Genomic DNA, 21,773 nt, shown 5'->3' on the forward strand with positions numbered 1-21,773 from the left:
ATGCCTTTCGGGAGTGAGCCGGTGCGGGTGGAATCAGGGCGTACGGGTGAGCAGTTGCCCCTTCGGGGAGGTGAACTCGCCGTCGGACACGATGCGTTCGCCGCGCAGCCAGGTGGACTTCACGACGCCGTACAGGGTCCTGCCCGCGTACGCCGTGACGCGGTTGCGGTGCTGGAGGGCCGCCGGATCCACGGTGAAGGTCTCGTCCGGTGCGAGGACCGCGAAGTCGGCGTCGCGGCCGGCCTCGATGGCACCCTTCTGGTCCAGGCCGACCAGCTCCGAGGTCCGCGCGGACATCCAGCGGACCACGTCCTCCAGGGAGCGCCCGCGCCTGCGGGCCTCCGTCCACACCGCGGCCAGGCTCAGTTGGAGGCCCGAGATGCCGCCCCAGGCGGTGGCGAAGTCGCCCGTCTTGAGGTCGGCGGTGGACGGCGAGTGGTCGGTGACCACGCAGTCGATCGTGCCGTCGGCCAGCGCCCGCCACAGCAGGTCCTGGTTGGCGGACTCGCGGATGGGCGGGCAGCACTTGAACTCACTTGCCCCGTCCGGGACTTCCTCGGCGGTCAACGTCAGATAGTGCGGGCAGGTCTCGACGGTGATGCGGACGCCCTCCGCCTTCGCCCGGGCGATCAGCGGGAGCGCGTCACTCGACGACAGATGGAGGACGTGCACGCGCGCGTCCAACCGCTTGGCCTGGGCGATGAGTTGGGCGATCGCGGTGTCCTCGGCGTCGCGCGGCCGGGAGGCCAGGAAGTCGGCGTACTTGGGGCCGCCCTGCTGCGGGGCGGCCTCCAGGTGGTGCGGGTCCTCGGCGTGCACGATCAACAGACCGCCGAAGGAGGCGATCTCGGCCAGGGACCGGGCGAGCCCATCCTGGTCGAGATGCGGGAACTCGTCGACGCCGGACGGCGACAGGAACGCCTTGAAGCCGAAGACACCCGACTCGTGCAGCGGACGCAGGTCCTTGACGTTGTCGGGCAGGGCGCCGCCCCAGAAGCCGACGTCGATGTGGGCCTTGTCGGCTGCGACCTCCTGCTTCGTACGGAGGTTGTCGACCGTCGTCGTGGGCGGGAGGGAGTTGAGGGGCATGTCGACGAGGGTGGTGATACCGCCGGCCGCCGCCGCACGCGTGGCGGTCCAGAAGCCCTCCCATTCCGTGCGGCCGGGGTCGTTGACGTGTACGTGGGTGTCGACCAGGCCGGGCAGCAGGACGTCGTCGCCGAGGTCCTCCAGACGGGCGCCGCCCGCAGGGGCGTCGTACGGAAGGACGGCCGTGATCCTGCCGCCGGCGACCGCGACGGACGCGGGCCGCGTCCCTTCGGGTGTGATGACGCGCGTCGAGCGCAGCACCAGTTCAGTGTCGGACACCCGGACCCCTCTCGGCCACCGTTAACTTCCGCGTAACGGAATTCAACTTTCTGTTGAAGGAGTCTTCACTCCCGTTCGAGCGCCGTCAAGGGCACACTTCCTCACAGTGCACCCGCCGTCGCCACTCTGGACGTTTCCGCAAGGCGGAATTATAATTCCAGCAAGCAGAACGTAGCTATGCGCCAGCGGGGAGTCAACCGACTGCCGGGTAGGCTTCTGCCTCCTGCCCAGACCCGAAAGGCAGCTCCGAAAGGAACGCGCCGTGCCGACGTCCAGCGCCAGCACCACCGACTCCGCCAAATCCGCCGGTGGCGGGGTCCAGTCCCTCGAGCGCGCCTTCGATCTGCTGGAGCGGATGGCGGACGCGGGCGGAGAAGTCGGACTGAGCGAACTGTCCGCGAGCAGCGGGCTGCCGCTGCCCACCATCCACCGCCTGATGCGTACCCTCGTGACCTGCGGATACGTCCGTCAGCAGCCCAACCGGCGATACGCCCTCGGCCCCCGCCTGATCCGCCTCGGCGAGTCGGCCTCCCGGCTGCTCGGCACCTGGGCCCGGCCCTATCTCGCCCGCCTGGTCGAGGAGACCGGCGAGACGGCCAACATGGCGCTGCTCGACGGGGACGAGATCGTCTACGTCGCCCAGGTGCCGTCGAAGCACTCCATGCGGATGTTCACCGAGGTCGGCCGGCGTGTCCTGCCGCACTCCACGGGCGTCGGCAAAGCCCTGCTCGCCCACACCCCCGACGCCGAGGTCCGCGCCCTCCTCGCCCGCACCGGCATGCCGGCCGCGACGGAGAAGACCATCACCACGCCGGACGGCTTCCTCGCGGCCCTGGAGGCGGTGCGCGGCCAGGGGTACGCCGTCGACGACAACGAGCAGGAGATCGGCGTCCGCTGTCTCGCGGTGTCGGTGCCCAACTCCCCCACCGCGGCGGCGATTTCGATCTCCGGTCCGGCGGGGCGGGTCACCGAGGCGGCGACGGAGAAGATCGTGCCGGTGCTGCAGCAGGTGGCCGGGGAGCTGTCCGAGGCACTGGCCAGCCAGAACCCGGCGTGACGGTGCGTGCGGTGGCCTGTGCGGGCTGGGTGGGGGCGGGCGTTTTTGCGCAGTTCCCCGCGCCCCTGAAATGCCTGCGGCGGCCTGTGCGGCCCCGGTGGGGGCTTGCGTGTTGGAGACCGGGGTGACTGCAACCCCCTAGGGGCGCGGGGAACTGCGCGACCAGCCCCCACCGGCCCGCAGCCGCCCGACTGCAGTACCTGGCACCCCCGACGGCGCCCGGCCCCACCCGCGGAGCGATCAGCGCGGCTCCCCGAACAGTTCCACCGCGTCCCGTACCGCCGACAGCCCCCGCGACAACGCGCTCACCGACCCGATAGCCCCCGCGATCAGCAGCAAGGACCGCCGCAGGCGCGGGACTTCGGGCGGGCCGTCGATCGTCATGGCGGCCAGCGCCGCGAGTTCGTCCTCGGCGATGCCCCGGTCGGGGAACTCGGCCGGGTGCGCGGCGAGTTCGCGGCGCAGCCGGGACACCGCGGTCCGCAGTTCCGCCACTCTCACATCGTTGTCGCTGCCGGTCACTGGCCTCTGCCCCAAGCTCCGCAACACAGCTCTCCCCCTCGCACGCCTTCGTGCGCCCAGCACCGTGAAGCCCCGTCGGCGTTGGTCAGACCCCGAGGGACGCGGGTCAGTAAACGCCACGCAGGGCGCCGGGCGCCACCGTACGGACCGAAATTCAGCCCGTGGAAACCCGGCACACCCCGACAGGTCAGGTATGCAGGAGGGATGACGGAGAACGAACAGCAGGTCGCCGGGCTGCTCCTGGCCGCGGGCGGCGGGCGGCGCCTCGGCGGACGGCCCAAGGCACTGCTCGAACACCGGGGCCGCCCGCTCGTCGAACACGCGGTCGGCGTCCTGCGGGCGGCCGGCTGCACCCGCGTGCACGTGGTCCTGGGGGCCGCGGCAGCGGTCGTACGGGAGCGGGCGGAGCTCGGCGACTGTGTGCTGGTGGAGAACCCGGAGTGGGCCGAGGGCATGGGGTCGTCGCTGCGGGCCGGGCTCGACTCGCTCGCCGGGACGGGGGCGCGGGCCGCGCTGGTCTCGCTGGTCGACCAGCCCGGTATCGGGCCGGAAGCGGTCACCCGGGTGCTCGGCGCGTACGAGGACGAGACCTCCCTCGTCTCGGCCGCCTACGACGGCGTACGCGGTCACCCCGTGCTCTTCGGTGCCGCGCACTGGGCCGGGATCGCCGCGACTGCGACCGGGGACCGGGGGGCACGCGCCTATCTGAAGGAGCACCGGGGAGCGATCGTGCTCGTCGAGTGCGGGGACGTGGCCGAGCCGTACGACATCGACACCACGGCGGATCTGGCGCACCTTGAGTGAACGCGGTGGCACGCAGAGCCACCTTGGCTCGACTCGAAGAATCTCGATATCAACAAACGATTGAACTTCCACGATGAGGAAACTAGTATCCACTGTTCAGAAGCGCCCTGCCCTTACGAGGGGCGCCGCTCGTGTACCCGGTTCGACTGGCACCCGGTGCCACCGCTGAAGGAAGTGACAGCTCATGTCCGCACCAGCGCCGTCCCCGCTGGCCATCGTCGACGCCGAGCCCCTGCCGCGGCAGGAGGAGGTCCTCACCGAGGCGGCCCTCGCCTTCGTGGCCGAGCTGCACCGCCGGTTCACGCCCCGGCGTGACGAGCTCCTGGCCCGCCGCGCCGAGCGCCGCGCCGAGATCGCCCGTACCTCCACCCTCGACTTCCTCCCGGAGACCGCCGCGATCCGCGCGGACGACTCCTGGAAGGTGGCCCCCTCCCCCGCGGCCCTGGACGACCGCCGGGTCGAGATCACCGGCCCCACCGACCGCAAGATGACCATCAACGCCCTGAACTCCGGGGCCAAGGTGTGGCTCGCGGACTTCGAGGACGCCTCGGCGCCGACCTGGGAGAACGTCGTCCTCGGGCAGGTCAACCTCGCGGACGCGTACACCCGGAACATCGACTTCACCGACGAGAAGTCCGGCAAGTCGTACGCCCTGCGCCCGAACGACGAGCTCGCCACCGTCGTCATGCGTCCGCGTGGCTGGCACCTCAACGAGCGGCACCTGGTCGACGCGAACGGCGCCCAGGTGCCCGGTGCCCTGGTCGACTTCGGCCTGTACTTCTTCCACAACGCCCAGCGTCTGCTCGACCTCGGCAAGGGCCCGTACTTCTACCTCCCGAAGACCGAGTCGCACCTCGAAGCCCGCCTGTGGAACGACGTGTTCGTCTTCGCACAGGAGTACTGCGGCATCCCGCAGGGCACCGTCCGCGCGACCGTCCTGATCGAGACGATCACGGCCGCGTACGAGATGGAGGAGATCCTCTACGAACTCCGCGACCACGCCTCGGGATTGAACGCGGGCCGCTGGGACTACCTGTTCTCCATCGTCAAGAACTTCCGTGACGGCGGCGCCAAGTTCGTCCTGCCGGACCGCAACGCGGTCACGATGACGGCCCCGTTCATGCGGGCGTACACCGAACTCCTCGTGCGCACCTGCCACAAGCGCGGCGCGCACGCGATCGGCGGCATGGCGGCGTTCATCCCGTCCCGCCGGGACGCCGAGGTCAACAAGGTGGCCTTCGAGAAGGTCCGTGCCGACAAGGACCGTGAGGCCGGCGACGGCTTCGACGGCTCCTGGGTCGCCCACCCCGACCTGGTCCCGATCGCCATGGAGTCCTTCGACAAGGTGCTCGGCGACAAGCCGAACCAGAAGGACCGGCTGCGCGAGGACGTCCACGTGGCGGCGGCCGACCTGATCGCCGTCGACTCCCTGGAGGCCAGGCCGACGTACAACGGGCTGGTCAACGCCGTTCAGGTGGGCATCCGTTACATCGAGGCGTGGCTGCGCGGGCTCGGCGCGGTGGCCATCTTCAACCTCATGGAGGACGCGGCCACCGCGGAGATCTCCCGCTCGCAGATCTGGCAGTGGATCAACGCGGGCGTCGAGTTCGAGAACGGCGAGCGGGCCACGCCGGAGCTGGCCCGCAAGGTCGCCGCCGAAGAGCTCGCGAACATCCGTGCCGAGCTCGGTGAGGAGGCCTTCGCGGCCGGTCACTGGCAGCAGGCCCACGACCTGCTGCTCCAGGTCTCCCTCGACGACGACTACGCCGACTTCCTCACGCTGCCGGCGTACGAGCAGCTGCGCGGCTGATCTTCACAAGCTCACTTGTCCGAGTGGCCCAGGGACTTCCCCGGGGCCACTCGGTCGCGTACGGCCTGCTTCACGGCCGTGGGCTCCGGGAAACCCTGCTCCTTCCGGTCCCAGACGATCTCGTCGTCGACGCGGACGACGAAGATCCCGCCCTTGCCGGGCTTCAGCACGAGTTCGGAAAGCTCCGTCTCGAACGTGGTGAGCAGCTCCTGCGCCAGCCAGGCGGCACGCGGCAGCCAGCGGCACTGGGTGCAGTACTCGATCTCGACCCGTCGGGGGTCCGAAGAAGGCTCCGTCATCCGAGGTGCACCGACCAATCCTGTTCCGCGGCCGGTTTGCCGTGCAGGTCGGGGACCTGCTTCAGCCACTGGGGCCGGCCTTGCTGTGTCCTCGCCGCCCGGAGTGCCTCCTCGGCGGCGAGTTCCTCCCGGGTGGGGAAGTCGGTGGGGAGCCATGCCTCGGAGGCCCGTACGCGCGCGTGGAGGTACGTCACGTAGGCCTCACGTGCCTGGTCCGGAGTCGCGAAGTCGGTGAGCCAGGCGTCGGGGACGGCCGCCGTGACCTCGCGCAGGACGTCGAGGGTGACCTTGGGCGCGAGTTCCGCGTCGGCGGCGCGCACATCGGGGCCGTGATGCCCGAGGGCGTGGTGGCGGAAGTCGTACGCCTTCGTCGGGTCGGACCCGTCCCAGCGGTGGTGGAAGACGAGGGCGGCACCGTGGTCGATCAGCCACAGGCGCGGGGGTGCGATGCCGAGCGTGGGCCAGACCATGAGGTTCGAGCTGTGGACCGTACGGTCGACGTTGACGGTGAGCGCGTCGAGCCAGACGATCCGGCCGGCCTCCAGCGGGTCGACCGGGAACACCTGGGCGAGCTCGGGGGTGAGGTCGCGGGCGCCCGGCAGGTAGTCCATGCCGAGGTTGAGGCCGGCGCTCGCGCTGTGGAGTTCGCGGACCTCCTGGTGGGGCTCGCCGTCGGCGACCGACGGATCGAAGTGCACCAGCACCAGCTCCGGGAACCGCAGCCCCAGCGCCCGCGCGAGCTCTCCCACGACCACCTCGGCGACCAGCGCCTTGCGGCCCTGGGCGGAGCCGGTGAACTTCACGACGTAGGTGCCGAGGTCGTCGGCCTCGACGACGGCGGGGACGGAGCCGCCGGACCTCAGCGGGGTCACGTATCGAACAGCAGTCACATCGCGCAGCACACCGGCCAGGGTATGCCAGCGTTCACCCGGCCAGCGGATTCGGCAGCGGCAGGTAGCGGGCGTCCGCCCCGTCCGCGCCGGTCCACCGCAGCAGCAGGTTCGTCTTGCCGGGGAGGGTGGGCGAGGTGAGCAGCGCGGCGGCCTCGGGGAGGTCGTGGCGGCACAGTTCGCGGCGGGCGGCGGGCCAGGGGTCGAAGCCGGGGTGCCGTTCGGCGAGGGCCGCGGCGACCTCGCACAGGTGGTTCACGACCAGGCAGTACACCAGCCGCTCCCACCCGGCCGCGCGCGGGACCTCCGGCAGCAGCTTCACGCCCTCCGCGTCCCGGAACAGCGCCTGCACGGGCGTACCGTCGGCGTCCACGGCGACCAGCGTGTTCTGAAGATGCGCTTCGAGTACGACGCCGTGGTCGCCGAAGGCCGCGAGGACGGGCGGGACGACCGCGCCCAGATACGCCTCCCACCAGGCCGCCGGATCATCGGTGCCGTCGAGCGGGTTGCCCTCGAAGCCCTCCACGAGAGCCGCGGCGAGCAGCGGGGTCGTGCCCGGCCGCACACGGTCCCGCAGGCCGTCCCGCACCAGGACCGCGAGTTCCTCGAAGGCGAAGTCGGCGGTGCGGTAGCCGCGATCGCTCAGCCAGGCGGCGGAGCCGGAGCTCTCGGTGAACGCCCGCACTGTCGCTTCATCCGTACGGCGGAGTTTGAGCAGATCGTGGCGCCAGAGTCGCCTGATGTCGTTCGTGATGCGGACGTCGAGGCTGAACTTCAGGAAGAGATCCTCAGCGGGGGCGTACACCGTGCGGATCGCCGCCGTCGGCCAGGCCTCGAAGCCGGTGGTGCCCAGCCGGATCAGCCGGCCGTCCGCGAAGGCCTCCGCACAGGCCTCGGCGGAGCCCACCAGGTCGAGCTGCCAGGGGTGTGCGGGCAGCAGCCGGTAGCCGGGCGGGGCCTCGCCGAGCGCGTCGAGGGCCGAGGTGTCGCCCTCCTCGACGACGCAGTCCTCCCGCAGGCCGAGCAGGACCAGCGGGAAACGGGCATGGGCTTCGGGGGCGTACGGCAGCCAGGCGGCGACCGGACCGCCGCCGCGGGCCTTGGGAGCGGGGTGGTACGGGTGGCCGGTGACGAGGCACTGCTCGGAGCGCAGATACGGGTCGGACGGCGCCGCCGCACGCGCGCGTGCCGTGAGCAGCGCGGCGACCGCGTCCCGGCTGTCGCTCATCTCGGCGGGCAGTTCGTGGTTGGGGACGCCGGTGTGCCGGGTCAGTACCTCGGCGACGAGTTTGACGAGTTCGGTGTGGCCGACGCGCCGCCAGCCGTCCGCCGTGGGCACCCCGTCCGCCGTGGCCACCTCTGGCTCGGCGGGTCGCCGGTCGCCCCGCACGCGCAGCAGTCTCCCGCCGGGGAGCCGGTACACCCGGCGTTCGCCGGGTTCCGGGAGCGGTTCGGCCACCTCGCGCAGCAGACAGTTGAGCAGAGGTGCCGCCGCGTACGCGTCGGCGCGGTGTGCGACGGCGGTATTGGCCGACGGGGGCAGGAGATCCACGCGATCCACTCGTTCTCTACGGTTCATCTGGGGCGATGACGATCAGTATGTCTGCCGTCACCGCCCCACCGTGACACCACTCGTACCCGAGGAGTCCGCCCGTGCACCGTCCCTCCGCCGCCGAGGCCGAGTTCGCCGAAGAGCTGGCCGCCGTACGCCCCGACCTCGCGGCGCGGTACCCGGCCGAACTGCCCGGCGCCCGGGCGGCCGTGCTGACCCGGCTGTGGCGTGGACTGACCCACGAGCCGCTGCCCTGGGTCACCGGGCGGGAGGCGGGCCGGGAAGGACTCACCCTGCGCCTTTCGGACGGCCGCCGGCTGCACGGACCGCACCCGGACCCGTTCGCCACGGCCCCTTATGTCACCGTCGTACGGCTGGACGAGGTCGCCTACGACGATCCGGCCCGGCTGACGACCGACCTGGGCGTACCGCACGGCGCGGACCTCGCTCTCGAACTCGCCGACAGCGTCACGTCGTTGGCGTTGTCGAGGGCCGGACAGACAGCGAAGGTGGAGAAGTGGCCCGGGCACGACTGGGAGTGGGAACAGCGGGTCGTGGACGGGCACCCGTATCACCCCAACTGCCGCTCCCGGCCCGGCTTCTCGGTGGCCGAGCAGCTGGCCTACGGGCCCGAGCACCGGCCACTCGTGCGGCTGGGGTTCGTCCCGGTCCCGGCGGACGAGTGTCTGGTGACGGGTGAGTGGCCGTCGGAACTGCGGGACGGGAAGCGGCTGTTGCTGCCCGTGCATCCCTGGCAGGCGGAGCACGTACTGAAGCGGACGGTCTCGGACGGCGTCGACGCGCACCCGCTGATGTCCCTGCGCACCCTCGCCCTCGCCGATGGTCCGCAGCACGTCAAGACCGCGCTGAGCGCCCGGCTGACGTCCTCGGTGCGGGACATCTCCGGCTACTCCATCGGGATTTCCGCGACCCTCTCCGCGTTCGCCGAGACCCTGTCGGCGCGCATGGACGGCCTGTTGCACTTCACCCGCACCCTGGGAGCCGCGACGGCCGGCTCCCCCGATCTCGCGGCGGTGGTGCGGGAGTCGCCCCAGGCCTACGGCGACCGGGTGCTGCCCGTGGCGGCCCTCACCTCCACCGAACTGCCCGACGATCCGGCCTGGTTGGCCGACTTCGCCCGGCTGGCCCTCACTGCCGGGCTGCGTCTGCTCGATCTCGGGGTATCCCTGGAGGCGCACGGCCAGAACCTCCTCGTCGTGCTGTCCGAGTCCGACGCGCCGGTGCGCCTGGTCTACCGGGACCTCGCCGACATCCGGATCAGCCCCACGCGGCTGGCCCGGCACGGCATCCCGGTCCCGGCCCTGTCCGGACGGGTCGTCACGGACGACGAAACCACCCTGCGGCGCAAGCTGTTCGGCTCCCTGGTGGCCGGGGCACTCGCTGCCACGGCGGGTTCGGCGACGGCGTTGCGTGAGGCGCTGGAGACGGCCGTACGGGATCTGCCGCGCACCCCGGATCTGGCCGCGCTGCTCGAAGAGCCGCTGCCCGCAAAGGCGTTGACGCTGATGCGGCTGTCGCCGGGGACACCGGGCGACCAGTGGACGCGGCTGCCCAACCCGCTCGTTTTGGAGCCCGGCGCACCTGATCAATAGGATCCGGCGATGATCACAAGAAAACGGCTGGCGGCGGGAGTGTGCGCCCTGCTCGTCGCCCTGACGGCCGGGGCGGCCTTCCCGGCCACGGCGGTCGCCGGTGAACCCACTGGTGGGACCGCGCCCCAGGTCGACCTCGTCCTCGATGTGAGCGGTTCGATGCGGGCGACCGACATCGACGGCGGCACCCGGATGGCGGCGGCGAAGCAGGCCTTCAACGAGGTACTCGACGCGACCCCGGAGAACGTCCAGCTCGGCATCCGGACCCTCGGCGCCAACTACCCGGGCGATGACCGGAAGACGGGCTGCAAGGACACCGCCCAGCTGTACCCGGTCAGCACCCTGGACCGGACCGAGGCCAAGACGGCGGTCGCGACCCTCTCCCCCACCGGCTGGACCCCGATCGGTCCCGCGCTGCTCAAGGCGGCCGACGACTTCACGGCCGGGGACGGCTCCAAGCGGATCGTGCTGATCACCGACGGTGAGGACACCTGCGCCCCGCTCGACCCGTGCGAGGTGGCCCGCGAGATCGCCGCCGAGGGTGTCGACCTGACCATCGACACCCTCGGTCTGGTCCCGAACACCAAGATGAGCAAGCAGCTGAGCTGCATCGCCGAGGCGACCGGCGGCACCTACACCTCGGTCGAGCACACCGACGAACTCACCGACAAGGTCAACCAGTTGGTGGACCGGGCGGCCGACCCGGTGGTGACGCCGGTGGCCACCGAGGGCGCCGACACCTGCGCCGCGGCACCGACCCTGAAGTCCGGGCTGTACACCGACCGCGAGGAGTTCACCCAGCAGCGCTGGTACCGGGTGGACGTCGAGCCGGGCCAGGAGCTGCGGACTTCGGTGAGCGTGGCGGCCGACCGGGCCGTGAACCCCTCGTACGGAGTGCTGCTGCGGGCGGTGACCGTGCACGGCCGGGAGATCGTGCGCGGCGAGGCGGCGGGCAACGGCCGTACCGATGTGATCTCGACGGGGCTCAGGTACCCGAAGGCCGAGAGCGACGACGAGGACGCGGCCGCGGAGGCCGTGTGCGTCCAGGTCACCAACTCCTTCTCGGCGGCCTCCGGAGTGAAGACCTCCCCGGGTCTGCCGCTCGAGCTGACGGTCGACGTGGTGGACGGGCCGTCGAAGGCGAGCGACGTGGCCTCCTTCGGCCTCGGGCGCGGCTGGTGGCTGCTCGGCGCGCTGATCCTGGCCGGCTTCGTCGCCGGTCTGCTGTGGGGCTGGCTGTCACGCTGGCGGGTCGCGGTCTGGAGGACCAACTGATGCGGATCACACGCGTGTTGGGCGCCGCGGCGCTGATGCTCGGCCTCGCGGTGGCACCGGCGGCCGCCGACTCCACGCCCTCGCCCACGGATTCGGCCTCGACGGACGGTGACGCGCCCACCTCGGCGGGCACCTCCTTCCGTACGGCGACCGAGATCGAGCAGGGCCAGACGGCCACGGCGAGCGGTTCCACGGGCGACTACCTGTACTGGTCGTTCCCGGCGGACTCCGGCCAGCGCCCCACCGTCAAGGCCACGGTGAAGCTGCCCCAGACCCATGGCGCGCAGACCTGGCAGATCGACGTGTACGACGGTCTGCGGCGCCGCCAGTCCTGCCAGTACGGCGCCCAGACGCGTATCGCGGCGGCGGACGTGGGCAGCGTCGAGCTGGCCTGCACCCTGCGCACGGTCCGTGCCTGGTCGGAGACCTGGGCCAACGACCCGCTGCCGGGCACGTACTACGTCCGGCTCACGGTCGTCGGCCTCACCACCGCCGATCTGGGCCTCCCGGTCAGCACCGAGGTGCGCGTCGACTCCAAGGACATCGGCGGCTCGGCCGCGGTGGACGGTTCGCTGGCCGAGCCTCTGGTGCCGGGGATCACGGTGAAGTCCGAGGCGCAGGACGACAGTTCGGAGGAGTCCTCGTCCGCGGTGCTGTCCGCGATCGAGCCCGAGGACGGCTGGTCCTCCGGCTGGTGGTCCGACCGCTGGGTGTGGACTGCGGTGGGCGGCGCGCTGGCGGCGCTGGCGGGCGTCGGCGGGTACGCGCTGACACGCGGGGCGGGACGGCCGTCCCGGGTGCCGCCGGGAAGCTGACGGCTCATCAAGAAGGCCCGCTCCGGCGGGCCTTCTTCGCGTTCACGCCTCCCGCAGCGCCTTGGCGATCGTGCCGTCCCCGGTCACCTCGACCCGCCCGTCCCGCACCGCGTCCGGCAGGCTCAACTCCCCCCGGCTCAGGGCCCCGCAGGTCCCCGCGTCCAGGACGAGCCGGGCGTCGGGCTCCCCGGGGGCCGGGCCGTCGCCGTACGCGGGACCCTCCTGCGCGCCGACGTACACATGGAAGTCCCCCTCCTCAAGGCGCACTTCGACGAGGCCCTCGCCCTCCAGCGAGCGCAGCAGTGGCAGTGCGAACCAGTGCGCGCGTACGGCGTCGGTGGGCCGCCGTTCACCCAGTTCGGGCCCGCCCCAGGTGCCGAGGGCCTGGAGCACGGGCAGCAACTCGCGGCCGCGCGGGGTGAGTTCGTACACGTAGGCCGCTCCGGGTGGGGGCAGTCGGCGTCGGGTGGTCAGGCCGTCGCGCTCCATGTCCTTCAGCCGTGAGGCCAGTACGTCCGTGCTCACGCCCGGCAGGTCGGCGTGCAGGTCCGTGTAGCGGCGCGGGCCTGCCAGCAGTTCCCGGACGATCAGCAGGGTCCAGCGGTCGCCCACGAGGTCGAGGGCGCGGGCCGCGGAACAGTACTGGTCGTAGCTTCGGCGAGGTGACATGCGACGCAGTCTAGACAAGTTGTTGGACTTTCCAAGCTCCTACTTGGTAAAACCAAGCAACACAGGAAACCGGAGAGGCAGCAGCGCATGGAGTTCCGGCAGTCGAGCAAGCTCAGCGAGGTCTGTTACGAGATCCGCGGCCCGGTGATCGAGCACGCCAACGCGCTGGAGGAGGCGGGGCACAGCGTCCTGCGCCTCAACACCGGCAACCCCGCGCTGTTCGGCTTCGAGGCGCCGGAGGAGATCCTCCAGGACATGATCCGGATGCTCCCCCAGGCGCACGGCTACACGGACTCCCGGGGCATCCTCTCCGCCCGCCGCGCGGTCGCCCAGCGCTACCAGACCCTGGGCCTCGAAGTCGGCGTCGACGACGTCTTCCTCGGCAACGGCGTCTCCGAGCTGGTCTCCATGGCCGTACAGGCGCTCGTCGAGGACGGCGACGAAGTCCTCATCCCCGCCCCGGACTTCCCCCTGTGGACGGCGGTCACCACGCTCGCCGGCGGCAAGGCGGTCCACTACCTCTGCGACGAACAGGCCGACTGGTACCCGGACCTGGACGACATGGCGTCGAAGATCACGGACCGCACCAAAGCCGTCGTCATCATCAACCCGAACAACCCCACCGGCGCGGTCTACCCGAAGGAGATCATCGAGGGCATCCTCGATCTCGCCCGCCGGCACGGCCTGATGGTCTTCGCCGACGAGATCTACGACCAGATCCTGTACGACGACGCCGTGCACCACTCGGCCGCGGCCCTCGCGCCCGACCTGGTCGTGCTGACCTTCTGCGGTCTGTCGAAGACGTACCGGGTGGCCGGCTTCCGTTCGGGCTGGCTGGTGGTCACCGGGCCGAAGCAGCACGCGAAGAACTACCTGGAGGGCCTGACCATGCTGGCCTCCATGCGGCTGTGCGCCAACGCGCCCGCGCAGTACGCCATCCAGGCCGCGCTCGGCGGCCGCCAGTCCATCCGCGAGCTGACCATGCCCGGCGGGCGTCTGCACGAACAGCGCACGGTGGCCTGGGAGAAGCTCAACGAGATCCCCGGGGTGTCCTGCGTGAAGCCGAAGGGGTCGCTGTACGCGTTCCCGCGTCTCGACCCCAAGGTCCACAAGATCCACGACGACGAGAAGTTCGTCCTGGACCTCCTGCTGAGGGAGAAGATCCAGGTCGTCCAGGGCACCGGCTTCAACTGGCCGACACCGGACCACTTCCGCATCCTGACATTGCCCTACGCGGAGGACCTGGAGGCGGCGATCGGGCGGATCGGGCGCTTCCTGAGCGGATATCGGCAGTAGCAGTTGTTGTCGACGGGGTTCAGGTTCACGGAGAGCGGGGATGCCCTGGAGTGCGGCAACTGATCCGGGGGGATCAGGGGATGGGGGTCCCGCGTGTTCTTGTCTCGTCTGCGCGCGCCAAGCAGGCCCTCGGCCTTACGTGGCCGTCTCACGCTCCTGATCCTGCTCGTGGTCCTGGCGGGCAGCCCCTGGGTGCAGGGGCCGGTGCGGGACTTCTACGAGGAGGAGTTCTTCAGGCAACTGCGGACCGACGAGGAGACCCTGCGCTGGTTCCTGGAGGCGGCGTTCCTGCCGGGCTGGGCGGTCTCCTCCGAGCGGTACGGCAGCACCTCCGCACTGGTCGTGAACGATCTCGCCGTCCTGGTGCTGCTCGTGGGTCTCGCCCACCTCGCGTCCCGGCTGTCGGCCCGCGGGAGGTCGACCTGGATCCGCTGCCTCACCGTGGGTGTGCTGGCGTCCACGCTGGCCAACCTGACGTGGTGGGGCCTGTACGAGGCCTTCGTCCCCGACGAACTACTGACGCCGCCCGGCAGCCTGCTGAAGGACCTGCTGCGCAGCGCCCTCATCTTCGGCCTGGAGGTCGGCGCCCTGCTCGCGCTGCTGACCGCCCGGCTGCCGGGAACAGGCTCCGTCGGCGCCGGGGCGGCGCCGCTCCGTCGCTGGAGAGAGGGAGGGCTCGGCATGACGACCGCGCCGGTCCACATGCCGGTCGGGAGCGCGCCGGGTGACGTCACCCGGTATCTGTGCGCCGCGGCCTACGTGGACGAGGGATTCGCCGACCGGGTGGTGGAGGACGTCCTGGCCGACGAGGCCGGCGCCGTGGCGGCCTCGCCCGGCGTCGACCTGGTGAAGGTGGTACGGCACTGTCTGACGGCCCAGGAGCTGCGGCACAGCCGCGACCAGCGGCTGACCGCGGCCTTCACCGTGGTGGCGGTGTTCGCGCCCCTGTGGCTGCTGTTCGTCGCGCTGCTCCTGTCGGCCACCCGGCGGCCGAACGGCCGGCCGAGTCTGGCCACCCGCGGCCGGCCCCAGCCCGAGGTCAGGGTGCTGGTGGGCAGCGGAATCGCGGCCGGCGTCACGGTGCTCGTCGCCTTCCTCTTCGGTGCCCTCGTCTCGCAGCTGCCCACTCCCGGCTTCGTGAGCTGGCTGCTGGGCTCCTATCTCGGCGGGGTGCCGGCCGCCCTGCTGTCCTTCGGTGCGGTGGCGTTCGCGTACGTCACCGTCGTACGCCATGATCTCGACGTCGACCGGCTGCTGCGCACGACCATGACCCGCGAGGCGTTCCCCCGGCAGCCCCGCCCCACCGTGCCGCGGCGCCGGTGGATGGCCGAGCGGCTGGCGGTCCTCAGGGACGCGCAGGACGGCAACGTCACGGTGTACAGCGGCTACACGCCCTTCCTCGGCTACGCGTCGGCGGCCTCGCGGTGGCCGCTCGCCGTGCCGCTGCTGCCCGCGGAGGGCCCCGCCGGCGGGGTCTCGCGGTCCGCCGCACCGGAGGCGTTCACCGTCTCCGAGCTCGTCGACCATGTACGCGCACGGCTCCGGGCGGCCGCCGGCCGCGGTCCGGTCGACGGGAGCGCGGTGGACGGCACCGAGGTCCTCGATTCGCTCGTCATCGAGGACCGGGTGTTCGTGAGCGGCACCAGCGTCGGTGACGACGAGCGGTTCATCAGGACCACGAGCCTCGCTCCCGTCGCACGGCTGTCGGCCGACGAGGTCGAGCGGATCATGGAGCGTCCCACGGGAGCGGTCCGCCACTGTCTGGCGGTCCATGTGCCGTTGTGGGGCGGGGACGTGGTGCCGAGCGTGTTCCTGCACTTCTCGACCGCGGGCACCACGCTCCACCTGTACTGCAGCAACCACGTGCTCGGCCCGGTGCGCGCCGAGTACCACGTCGTGGACCGGCTGCGCGGCCCCCTCTCCCCCGGCGCACGGCGCGGGCTGCTGCTCGACGCCGTTCCGCGCACCGCCGCCGCCTTCTTCGCCGCGCCGTTCCGGGCGCTGCGCCAGGCCCGCTTCGAGGAACGGCACAGCAGACGGATGACGGACGAGCTCAAGGCGCTGGAACAGGATCCGGTCTACGACTTCGGCGCCCGCGTCAGCGTCCGGGAGCTGGCGGTGAGCCCGGACTACCACAACTACTTCCAGGTCGTGGACGCCGCGCGGATCACCTCCCTGGTGGGGCGCCACACCCTCGCCGCGATCCGCGAGTTCCTCGACGCGCGCGGCTACGACACCACCGACTTCCGCGCCCAGCAGCAGACCATCCTCAACCAGGGCCTCATCCAGCAGGGCGGCACGAGCATCATCGGCAACCAGGCGATCGGCACCGGCGCGACCGCCACGCAGAACGTCCCGCGGCAGCCCGGCACGACCGCCCCGAGCGCCGTCGGCGGCGCCAAGTAGGAGGCCTCATCCATGAGCGACGACAGACGACAGGACCCTCCCGTCAACAACGGTCTCATGATCAGCGGCGGCACCCACTACGTGGGCAACCAGGCCATCGGCGATCACGCCCAGGCGTTCTCCGGCTCGGTGTCCTTCCAGCCGCAGGACGCGGAGCGTACGGCCGAACTCCTCGCGCTGGTCGAGCGGTTGCTGGTGGAACACCGGGCGGCGCTGGCCGATCCCGACGCGACCGACAGGGAACTGCGACGCCTGCGCGAGGAGCTCGACGAGGCCGAACCGCAGCCCACGGTCCTGCGGCGGGCCCTCGACCGGCTCAACGAGTTCGTCCAGCCGGTGACCCCGCTCGTCGTCGCGGTGGGGCAGCTCGCGCAGTCGGTGCAGGGGCTGCCGGGGATCTGAGACCACGCGGCCGGGGTGGACACGGCACATGCGAACACCGAGTGGAGTGTCAGACCCGGGTCGTAGTCTTCGAGTGGGCTGATCGCGGGAGCGTGTCGGCCCTTCGACCAGGCCGCTTTCCGGGGAGGTGCCCGTCATGACCCGTCCGCCCACCGCCGCGCAACGGCGTGTCATCGACGCCGCCGACCCCGTCACCGGGCGCTTGAAGGGCACGGACAGTCAGCTCGACGCCCTCGTGAAGCGTGGGCTGGCCTTCCGGCATCCGCGGCCGCCGCACGACCACTTCCTGACACCGGCCGGGCACCGCATACGCGAGACGGTCGAGGAGGCACCGTCGCCCGCGCCGGTCTCCCTCCCCCCGGCCACCGGTGTGTTCTCGGCGCACATAGGCGGCACCGAGGAGCCCGCGGACACCTCTGCGGCCCGGGTGCGTGAGGTGCACAGTGCCTGGCAGGGGCTGCTGGAGCTGCGCCGGATGACCAGTCCCGACCGGGCCACGGACCGGCCCTGCGGCTGGGAGCGCACCCATCTGGTGCAGGCGGCCGCGCTCGCCCTGGAGGCGGCCGGGCATACGCCGGAAGCGGGTGGCTCGCCCGGCTACCGGGTGCGCGCCACTCCGCAGCCGGAGGCCGTCGCCGTGCACGTACCGGACGCCGGGGCACTGCGGGCCTGCGCGATCACCCTGGAGGGCGCCGGCTGGCAGGTCGGCGAGTACACCGAGCCGCGCACCAGAACCCGGTACCTGCTGGCCTCCCCGCGCCGCGTGTAGCGGGCACGTGTCAGGATCAAGGACCGTAACTGCCGTGCCGTGAGAGGGGATTGACGTGAGCGAGCCGTTTTCCGTACCGGTGACCGTCCGCGGGTACGAGACGGACGTGCAGGGCCATCTCAACCAGAGCGTGTACCTCAACTACGCGGAACACGCCCGCTGGTCGCTGCTCAGGGCCGCCGGGATCACCCAGGCAGAACTCATCGGCAGCGGAGTGGGCCCGGTCGCGTTGGAGACGACCATCCGCTACCGGCGGGAGCTGCTGGCCGGTGACGAGGTGGAGGTGAGCTGCGCGTTCGAGTGGGGCGAGGGCAAGACCTTCCGGATACAGCAGACGATCCGCAAGAAGGACGGCACCGTGGCGGCCGAGATCACCGCGGTCGGCGGCCTGATGGACCTCAAGGAGCGGCGACTGGTCGCGAACGCGGGCGAGGTCTTCAAGGGGCTCGCGTCGGACCCGAGCCTGCTGTAGATCAGACCGGTTCCGGCTCCCGCTCGTCGTCGTACTGCGCCCGCGCCTCGGCGATGTAGACCCTGTTGCGCTCGGCCCAGTCGGTCAGGCGTTGCAGGGTCTCGTGCAACTCAAGGGCTACCGGGGTGAGTTCGTACTCGACCCGGGGCGGCACCGTGGGGTGGACGGTGCGGGTGACGAGGCCGTCGCGCTCCAGGTTGCGCAGGGTCAGGGTGAGCATACGGCGGCTGATGCCCTCGATGCTGCGCTCCAACTCGGTGAAGCGGATGGGTCCGTGGGCGGCCGCGACCAGGATCTGCACGCTCCATTTGCCGGAGACCCTGTCAAGAACTTCCCGCACCGGACACGCGTGCGCGTTCACGACATGGACGGTAACACCGGTGTTCCTCTGGGACATCGGACTGCCTCCTTACGCCGCTCTCCATGGTCACTGACGATGTTCCCCGTTACAAGTCGTGCACCAACGCCACTTGTCGGAACCCACGGAGAATGCGGAGGCCACGTCGCCATGACGGCCACAGTCGAGACCTCGACACCCACGTTGCACCGAACGTACTCCCGCTGGACGGCTCTCGTCGTCCTGTGCGCGGGAACCCTCATGACCGTCCTGGACGGCAACATCGTCACCGTAGCCATGCCGGCCGTCCAGAACGACCTCGGGTTCTCGGCGAGTGGGCTGGCCTGGGTGGTCAACGCCTATCTGATCCCGTTCGGCGGGCTGCTGCTGCTGGTGGGCCGGCTCGGCGACCTGGTCGGGCGCAAGCGGATGTTCGTCGCGGGGCTCGCCGTGTTCACGGTCGCGTCCGTGCTGTGCGGGGTGGCGACCGGTCAGGGCGTGCTGATCGCGGCGCGTGCCCTGCAGGGCGTGGGCGGGGCGATGACCTCGGCGGTGGTGCTCGGCATGCTGGTCTCCCTGTTCCCCGAGCCGCGGCAACAGGCCCGTGCGATCGCGGTGTTCAGCGCGGTCGGGGCGGCGGGCGGGGCGCTGGGCACGTTCCTCGGCGGCGCGCTGACCCAGGCCCTGAACTGGCACTGGATCTTCCTGATCAATCTGCCGATCGGGATCGTGGCCCTGTGGGCGGCTGTCCGCGTCCTCGCCCACGAGAACGGCGAGGGGCTCGGCCGGGGGGCGGACTATCCGGGGGCCGCGCTGATCACCGGGGCGCTGATGCTGACGGTGTACGTGATCGTCGGCTCCGGCGACCGCGACCTGACCACCACGCTTCTCCTCGCCGCCCTCGCCCTGACCCTGTTCACGGCGTTCACCCTGCGTCAGGCACGCGCCGCCCGCCCGCTGCTGCGGCTGCGGCTGTTCGGCTCCCGGCTGCTGTCCGGTGCCAACGCCGTACAGATCCTGATGATCGCGACGATGTACGGCTTCCAGTTCCTCGGTGCGCTGTATGTCCAACGGGTTCTGGGCTTCGGTGAGCTGCTCACCGGTACGGCGTTCCTGCCGGCGCCGGTCGCGATCGGGGTGCTGATGCTGGGGCTGTCCGCGCGGACCATCGGCCGGTTCGGGGCCTACCGGGTGCTGCTGGCGGGGCTCGTTCTCATCGCCGCCGGGATGGCCCTGCTGAGCCGTGCCCCGGCCGACGGCTCCTATCTCGTGGACGTCCTTCCGGTCCTGCTGTTGCTGGCCACCGGGTTCGCGGCGGCGATGCCCGCGTTGACGGGGCTCGCGATGGCGGGGGCACGGGAGGAGGACGCGGGGCTGGCGTCCGGGCTGTTCAACACCACGCAGGTGGTGGGGGGTTCGCTGGGGCTTGCGGTGCTGTCGGTGGTGGCGGCGAGTCGGACGGAGGGGAAGCTTGCGGAAGGAGCTGAGCTGGTGTCGGCGACTGCTGAGGGGTACCAGCTGGCGTTTCGGGTGGGGGCGGTCGTTGCGGTGGCGGCGGTGGGGTTGGCTGCGGTGGTGTTGCGGCCGGGTGGGCGGGTGCGGGGGTAGGGCGCCTAGGGATGTGCCTCGCCATGCCGCCTTGCGGTTGCAGGTGCTTTGTGGCCAGTCGCGCAGTTCCCCGCGCCCCTTCAGGGCGCTTTCGGGACCCTTGGAAAAGCCGTGGAACGTTGGGCGGGGCTTCAGTGATCATGGTCGGAATGGACTCCCGTTTCCTTGGTATCGCGGATCTGGAACACACCGAAGCGCCGCCCGTGGCCGTCGTCGTCGACGTCATGCGTGCCTTCACCGTGGCCGCCTGGGCCTTTGCCCAGGGCGCGGAGAAGATCGTTCTCGCCGAGTCGCTCGAAGGAGCCCTGGCGCTCAAGGCCCGCCACCCGGACTGGGTGGCGCTCAAGGACGGGCCGCCCGCGCCCGGGTTCGACACGGTCAACTCGCCGGGGCTGCTGCGGTCCATGGACCTCTCCGGACGGACCGTCGTGCAGAAGACCACGGCGGGAACGGTCGGCGCCCTCGCGGTCAGGGAGTCGCCACTGGTGCTGTGCGCCGGTTTCGTGGTGGCGGGGGCGACGGCCGCACTGCTGCGGAGGCACCGGAGTGAGCGTGTCACGTTCGTGGTCACCGGCGAGGACGGGCAGGCGGAGGAGGATCTGGCATGTGCTCAGTACATCGCCCGTAGGGCCACCGGGACCGGGACGGACGCCGCCGGGTTCCTCCGTCGTGCCGCCGAGTCGCGTGCCGCCGCCGAGCTGGTGGAGGGGGTGCGGCAAGGTGTCCACCCCGACGACGTCGCGCTCTGTCTCGAGGTCGACCGGTTTCCCTTCGCCATGGTGGCGACCTCGGAGGACTCGCTCATGGTCCTGCGCACACACGCCATTTCACAGTGACCTGCCGTCGGCACCCCACTTGGAGACGACGTGGCCCTCCTGTCCAGAACAGCCGCCCGCCGCACCCTGCTCGCCGCCCTCGGAGCCGGAGTGCTGAGCACCCGGCGGCCGTCCGCCGAGGACGCGGACCCGACCGGGCTCGACGTCCCGGCCAAGAAGGACATCGCGATGCGGCTGGTGTCCAGCGCGGAGAACTCCTCGCTGGACTGGAAGGCGCAGTACGAGTACATCGAGGACATCGGGGACGGCCGGGGCTACACCGCCGGCATCATCGGTTTCTGCTCCGGCACGAGCGACATGCTGGCGCTGGTCGAGCTCTACACGGACCGGGCCCCGGGCAACCCCCTGGCCCCGTACCTGCCCGCCCTGCGCGCGGTGGACGGGACCGACTCGCACGACGGTCTCGACCCGGGCTTCCCGGCGGCCTGGCGGGCGGCGGCGAAGACCTCCGCGTTCCGCACGGCACAGCGGGACGAGCGTGACCGCGTCTACTTCGACCCGGCGGTCGCGCGCGCCAAGGAGGACGGCCTCGGCACGCTCGGCCAGTTCGTCTACTACGACGCGATGGTCATGCACGGCCCCGGCACTGACGCTCTCAGCTTCGGCGGCATCCGCGGCCGGGCCCGCGAGGGTGCGGACACTCCCCCGGACGGCGGCGACGAGACCGCGTACCTGCACGCCTTCCTGGACGCCCGGGTGTGGGCGATGAAGCAGGAGGTGGCGCACCGTGACGTGAGCCGGGTCGAGACGGCCCAGCGGGTCTTCCTCAAGGCCGGCAACCTCGACCTGGACACACCGCTCAAGTGGAAGGTGTACGGGGACAGTTACGAGATCGGCTGAGGGGACGTGGACCGTTCCGGGGCGCGTGCGTCCAACACGCGCCCCGGGCACGGCCGCCGTGGAACGCGGAAAGCGGGTCCACGGCTGCCGGTCGGGAGCCGTCCCTCCCGACCGGAGACCGAGGCCTTAGGGC

The 21,773-nt window shown here is 71.2% G+C and carries 21 protein-coding genes; 14 read left to right on the forward strand and 7 right to left on the reverse strand.

Translation table 11 applies throughout. The features are described 5' to 3' along the window. Positions 1 to 33 precede the first annotated feature (33 nt). Complete coding sequence (allB, locus tag AB0D34_RS18490) at positions 34 to 1,368, reverse strand: allantoinase AllB (protein WP_362662721.1); 1,335 nt, start codon at positions 1,366 to 1,368, stop codon at positions 34 to 36. A gap of 262 nt (positions 1,369 to 1,630) precedes the next feature. On the opposite strand from allB, the gene AB0D34_RS18495 reads away from it, so the two are divergent. Next, the gene (locus AB0D34_RS18495; RefSeq protein WP_362662723.1) at positions 1,631 to 2,425 is read left to right on the forward strand and encodes an IclR family transcriptional regulator; all 795 of its coding nucleotides are present in this window, start codon (positions 1,631 to 1,633) and stop codon (positions 2,423 to 2,425) included. Positions 2,426 to 2,665: 240 nt separating this feature from the next. Here the strand turns inward: AB0D34_RS18495 and AB0D34_RS18500 are convergent, their stop codons facing one another. Further along, positions 2,666 to 2,947, reverse strand: a complete 282-nt coding sequence (locus tag AB0D34_RS18500; RefSeq protein ID WP_362662725.1) for a DUF5955 family protein — start codon at positions 2,945 to 2,947, stop codon at positions 2,666 to 2,668. 204 nt (positions 2,948 to 3,151) lie between these two features. Here AB0D34_RS18500 and AB0D34_RS18505 point away from each other — a divergent pair, with 204 nt between their 5' ends. Both AB0D34_RS18505 and aceB read left to right on the forward strand, forming a co-directional pair. Continuing rightward, positions 3,152 to 3,751, forward strand: a complete 600-nt coding sequence (locus tag AB0D34_RS18505) for a nucleotidyltransferase family protein (protein ID WP_362662726.1) — start codon at positions 3,152 to 3,154, stop codon at positions 3,749 to 3,751. 184 nt (positions 3,752 to 3,935) lie between these two features. Further along, positions 3,936 to 5,561, forward strand: a complete 1,626-nt coding sequence (gene aceB / locus AB0D34_RS18510; protein ID WP_362662728.1) for a malate synthase A — start codon at positions 3,936 to 3,938, stop codon at positions 5,559 to 5,561. An 11-nt stretch (positions 5,562 to 5,572) separates the two neighbouring features. Here the strand turns inward: aceB and AB0D34_RS18515 are convergent, their stop codons facing one another. The 3 genes from AB0D34_RS18515 to AB0D34_RS18525 are packed head-to-tail and all read right to left on the reverse strand — an operon-like array spanning position 5,573 to position 8,329. Next, entirely contained in the window at positions 5,573 to 5,860 is a 288-nt protein-coding gene (locus tag AB0D34_RS18515; protein ID WP_362662729.1) for an Rdx family protein, read from the reverse strand. Beyond that, on the reverse strand, positions 5,857 to 6,762 hold the full coding sequence (locus AB0D34_RS18520; protein ID WP_362662730.1) for a HipA family kinase: 906 nt from the start codon (positions 6,760 to 6,762) through the stop codon (positions 5,857 to 5,859). Before AB0D34_RS18520 ends, AB0D34_RS18515 begins: the two co-directional genes overlap by 4 nt. Positions 6,763 to 6,784: 22 nt before the next feature. Next, on the reverse strand, positions 6,785 to 8,329 hold the full coding sequence (locus AB0D34_RS18525) for an IucA/IucC family protein (RefSeq protein ID WP_362662732.1): 1,545 nt from the start codon (positions 8,327 to 8,329) through the stop codon (positions 6,785 to 6,787). A gap of 74 nt (positions 8,330 to 8,403) precedes the next feature. Between AB0D34_RS18525 and AB0D34_RS18530 the strand changes: the two genes are divergently transcribed. The 3 genes from AB0D34_RS18530 to AB0D34_RS18540 are packed head-to-tail and all read left to right on the forward strand — an operon-like array spanning position 8,404 to position 12,005. Then, entirely contained in the window at positions 8,404 to 9,915 is a 1,512-nt protein-coding gene (locus AB0D34_RS18530; protein ID WP_362662733.1) for an IucA/IucC family protein, read from the forward strand. 9 nt (positions 9,916 to 9,924) lie between these two features. Continuing rightward, positions 9,925 to 11,190, forward strand: a complete 1,266-nt coding sequence (locus tag AB0D34_RS18535) for a VWA domain-containing protein (protein WP_362662735.1) — start codon at positions 9,925 to 9,927, stop codon at positions 11,188 to 11,190. Continuing rightward, a complete protein-coding gene (locus AB0D34_RS18540) occupies positions 11,190 to 12,005 on the forward strand; it encodes a hypothetical protein (RefSeq protein ID WP_362662737.1) in 816 nt (271 codons plus the stop codon). Before AB0D34_RS18535 ends, AB0D34_RS18540 begins: the two co-directional genes overlap by 1 nt. A gap of 42 nt (positions 12,006 to 12,047) precedes the next feature. Here AB0D34_RS18540 and AB0D34_RS18545 read toward each other — a convergent pair whose 3' ends face one another. After that, positions 12,048 to 12,674 (reverse strand): winged helix-turn-helix transcriptional regulator, encoded by a 627-nt coding sequence (locus AB0D34_RS18545; RefSeq protein WP_362662739.1) that lies wholly within the window; start codon positions 12,672 to 12,674, stop codon positions 12,048 to 12,050. Between the two features lie 87 nt (positions 12,675 to 12,761). Between AB0D34_RS18545 and AB0D34_RS18550 the strand changes: the two genes are divergently transcribed. From AB0D34_RS18550 to AB0D34_RS18570, 5 genes are all read left to right on the forward strand, one after another. Then, positions 12,762 to 13,970: a pyridoxal phosphate-dependent aminotransferase gene (locus tag AB0D34_RS18550; protein ID WP_362662741.1), complete on the forward strand. Its 1,209-nt coding sequence runs from the start codon at positions 12,762 to 12,764 to the stop codon at positions 13,968 to 13,970. 93 nt (positions 13,971 to 14,063) lie between these two features. Next, positions 14,064 to 16,376 (forward strand): hypothetical protein, encoded by a 2,313-nt coding sequence (locus AB0D34_RS18555; RefSeq protein WP_362662743.1) that lies wholly within the window; start codon positions 14,064 to 14,066, stop codon positions 16,374 to 16,376. A gap of 12 nt (positions 16,377 to 16,388) precedes the next feature. Further along, complete coding sequence (locus AB0D34_RS18560) at positions 16,389 to 16,778, forward strand: hypothetical protein (protein WP_362662744.1); 390 nt, start codon at positions 16,389 to 16,391, stop codon at positions 16,776 to 16,778. Positions 16,779 to 16,914: 136 nt separating this feature from the next. Beyond that, positions 16,915 to 17,547: a hypothetical protein gene (locus AB0D34_RS18565; protein WP_362662746.1), complete on the forward strand. Its 633-nt coding sequence runs from the start codon at positions 16,915 to 16,917 to the stop codon at positions 17,545 to 17,547. Positions 17,548 to 17,602: 55 nt separating this feature from the next. Then, positions 17,603 to 18,019 carry an acyl-CoA thioesterase gene (locus AB0D34_RS18570; RefSeq protein ID WP_362662748.1) on the forward strand — a complete coding sequence of 139 codons (417 nt, stop codon included), beginning with the start codon at positions 17,603 to 17,605 and terminating at the stop codon, positions 18,017 to 18,019. A 1-nt stretch (position 18,020) separates the two neighbouring features. Here the strand turns inward: AB0D34_RS18570 and AB0D34_RS18575 are convergent, their stop codons facing one another. Beyond that, on the reverse strand, positions 18,021 to 18,416 hold the full coding sequence (locus tag AB0D34_RS18575; RefSeq protein WP_362662750.1) for a helix-turn-helix domain-containing protein: 396 nt from the start codon (positions 18,414 to 18,416) through the stop codon (positions 18,021 to 18,023). Between the two features lie 111 nt (positions 18,417 to 18,527). Between AB0D34_RS18575 and AB0D34_RS18580 the strand changes: the two genes are divergently transcribed. From AB0D34_RS18580 to AB0D34_RS18590, 3 genes are all read left to right on the forward strand, one after another. Next, the gene (locus AB0D34_RS18580; protein WP_362662751.1) at positions 18,528 to 19,964 is read left to right on the forward strand and encodes an MFS transporter; all 1,437 of its coding nucleotides are present in this window, start codon (positions 18,528 to 18,530) and stop codon (positions 19,962 to 19,964) included. A 149-nt stretch (positions 19,965 to 20,113) separates the two neighbouring features. Next, entirely contained in the window at positions 20,114 to 20,800 is a 687-nt protein-coding gene (locus AB0D34_RS18585; protein ID WP_362662753.1) for a 2-phosphosulfolactate phosphatase, read from the forward strand. Between the two features lie 30 nt (positions 20,801 to 20,830). Next, positions 20,831 to 21,640: a chitosanase gene (locus tag AB0D34_RS18590; RefSeq protein ID WP_362662755.1), complete on the forward strand. Its 810-nt coding sequence runs from the start codon at positions 20,831 to 20,833 to the stop codon at positions 21,638 to 21,640. The last annotated feature ends 133 nt before the right edge of the window (positions 21,641 to 21,773 follow it).

This window comes from Streptomyces sp. NPDC048420 (assembly GCF_040651535.1).
In the GTDB taxonomy this organism is placed as follows: Bacteria; Actinomycetota; Actinomycetes; order Streptomycetales; family Streptomycetaceae; genus Streptomyces.

Coding starts and splice junctions, on each gene's coding strand:
- AB0D34_RS18505 (WP_362662726.1), top strand. CDS start 3,152: ATGACGGAGAACGAACAGCAGGTCGCCGGGCTGCTCCTGGCCGCGGGC.
- aceB (WP_362662728.1), top strand. CDS start 3,936: ATGTCCGCACCAGCGCCGTCCCCGCTGGCCATCGTCGACGCCGAGCCC.
- AB0D34_RS18515 (WP_362662729.1), bottom strand. CDS start 5,860: ATGACGGAGCCTTCTTCGGACCCCCGACGGGTCGAGATCGAGTACTGC.
- AB0D34_RS18525 (WP_362662732.1), bottom strand. CDS start 8,329: ATGAACCGTAGAGAACGAGTGGATCGCGTGGATCTCCTGCCCCCGTCG.
- AB0D34_RS18535 (WP_362662735.1), top strand. CDS start 9,925: ATGATCACAAGAAAACGGCTGGCGGCGGGAGTGTGCGCCCTGCTCGTC.
- AB0D34_RS18540 (WP_362662737.1), top strand. CDS start 11,190: ATGCGGATCACACGCGTGTTGGGCGCCGCGGCGCTGATGCTCGGCCTC.
- AB0D34_RS18545 (WP_362662739.1), bottom strand. CDS start 12,674: ATGTCACCTCGCCGAAGCTACGACCAGTACTGTTCCGCGGCCCGCGCC.
- AB0D34_RS18550 (WP_362662741.1), top strand. CDS start 12,762: ATGGAGTTCCGGCAGTCGAGCAAGCTCAGCGAGGTCTGTTACGAGATC.
- AB0D34_RS18560 (WP_362662744.1), top strand. CDS start 16,389: ATGAGCGACGACAGACGACAGGACCCTCCCGTCAACAACGGTCTCATG.
- AB0D34_RS18565 (WP_362662746.1), top strand. CDS start 16,915: ATGACCCGTCCGCCCACCGCCGCGCAACGGCGTGTCATCGACGCCGCC.
- AB0D34_RS18575 (WP_362662750.1), bottom strand. CDS start 18,416: ATGTCCCAGAGGAACACCGGTGTTACCGTCCATGTCGTGAACGCGCAC.
- AB0D34_RS18580 (WP_362662751.1), top strand. CDS start 18,528: ATGACGGCCACAGTCGAGACCTCGACACCCACGTTGCACCGAACGTAC.
- AB0D34_RS18585 (WP_362662753.1), top strand. CDS start 20,114: ATGGACTCCCGTTTCCTTGGTATCGCGGATCTGGAACACACCGAAGCG.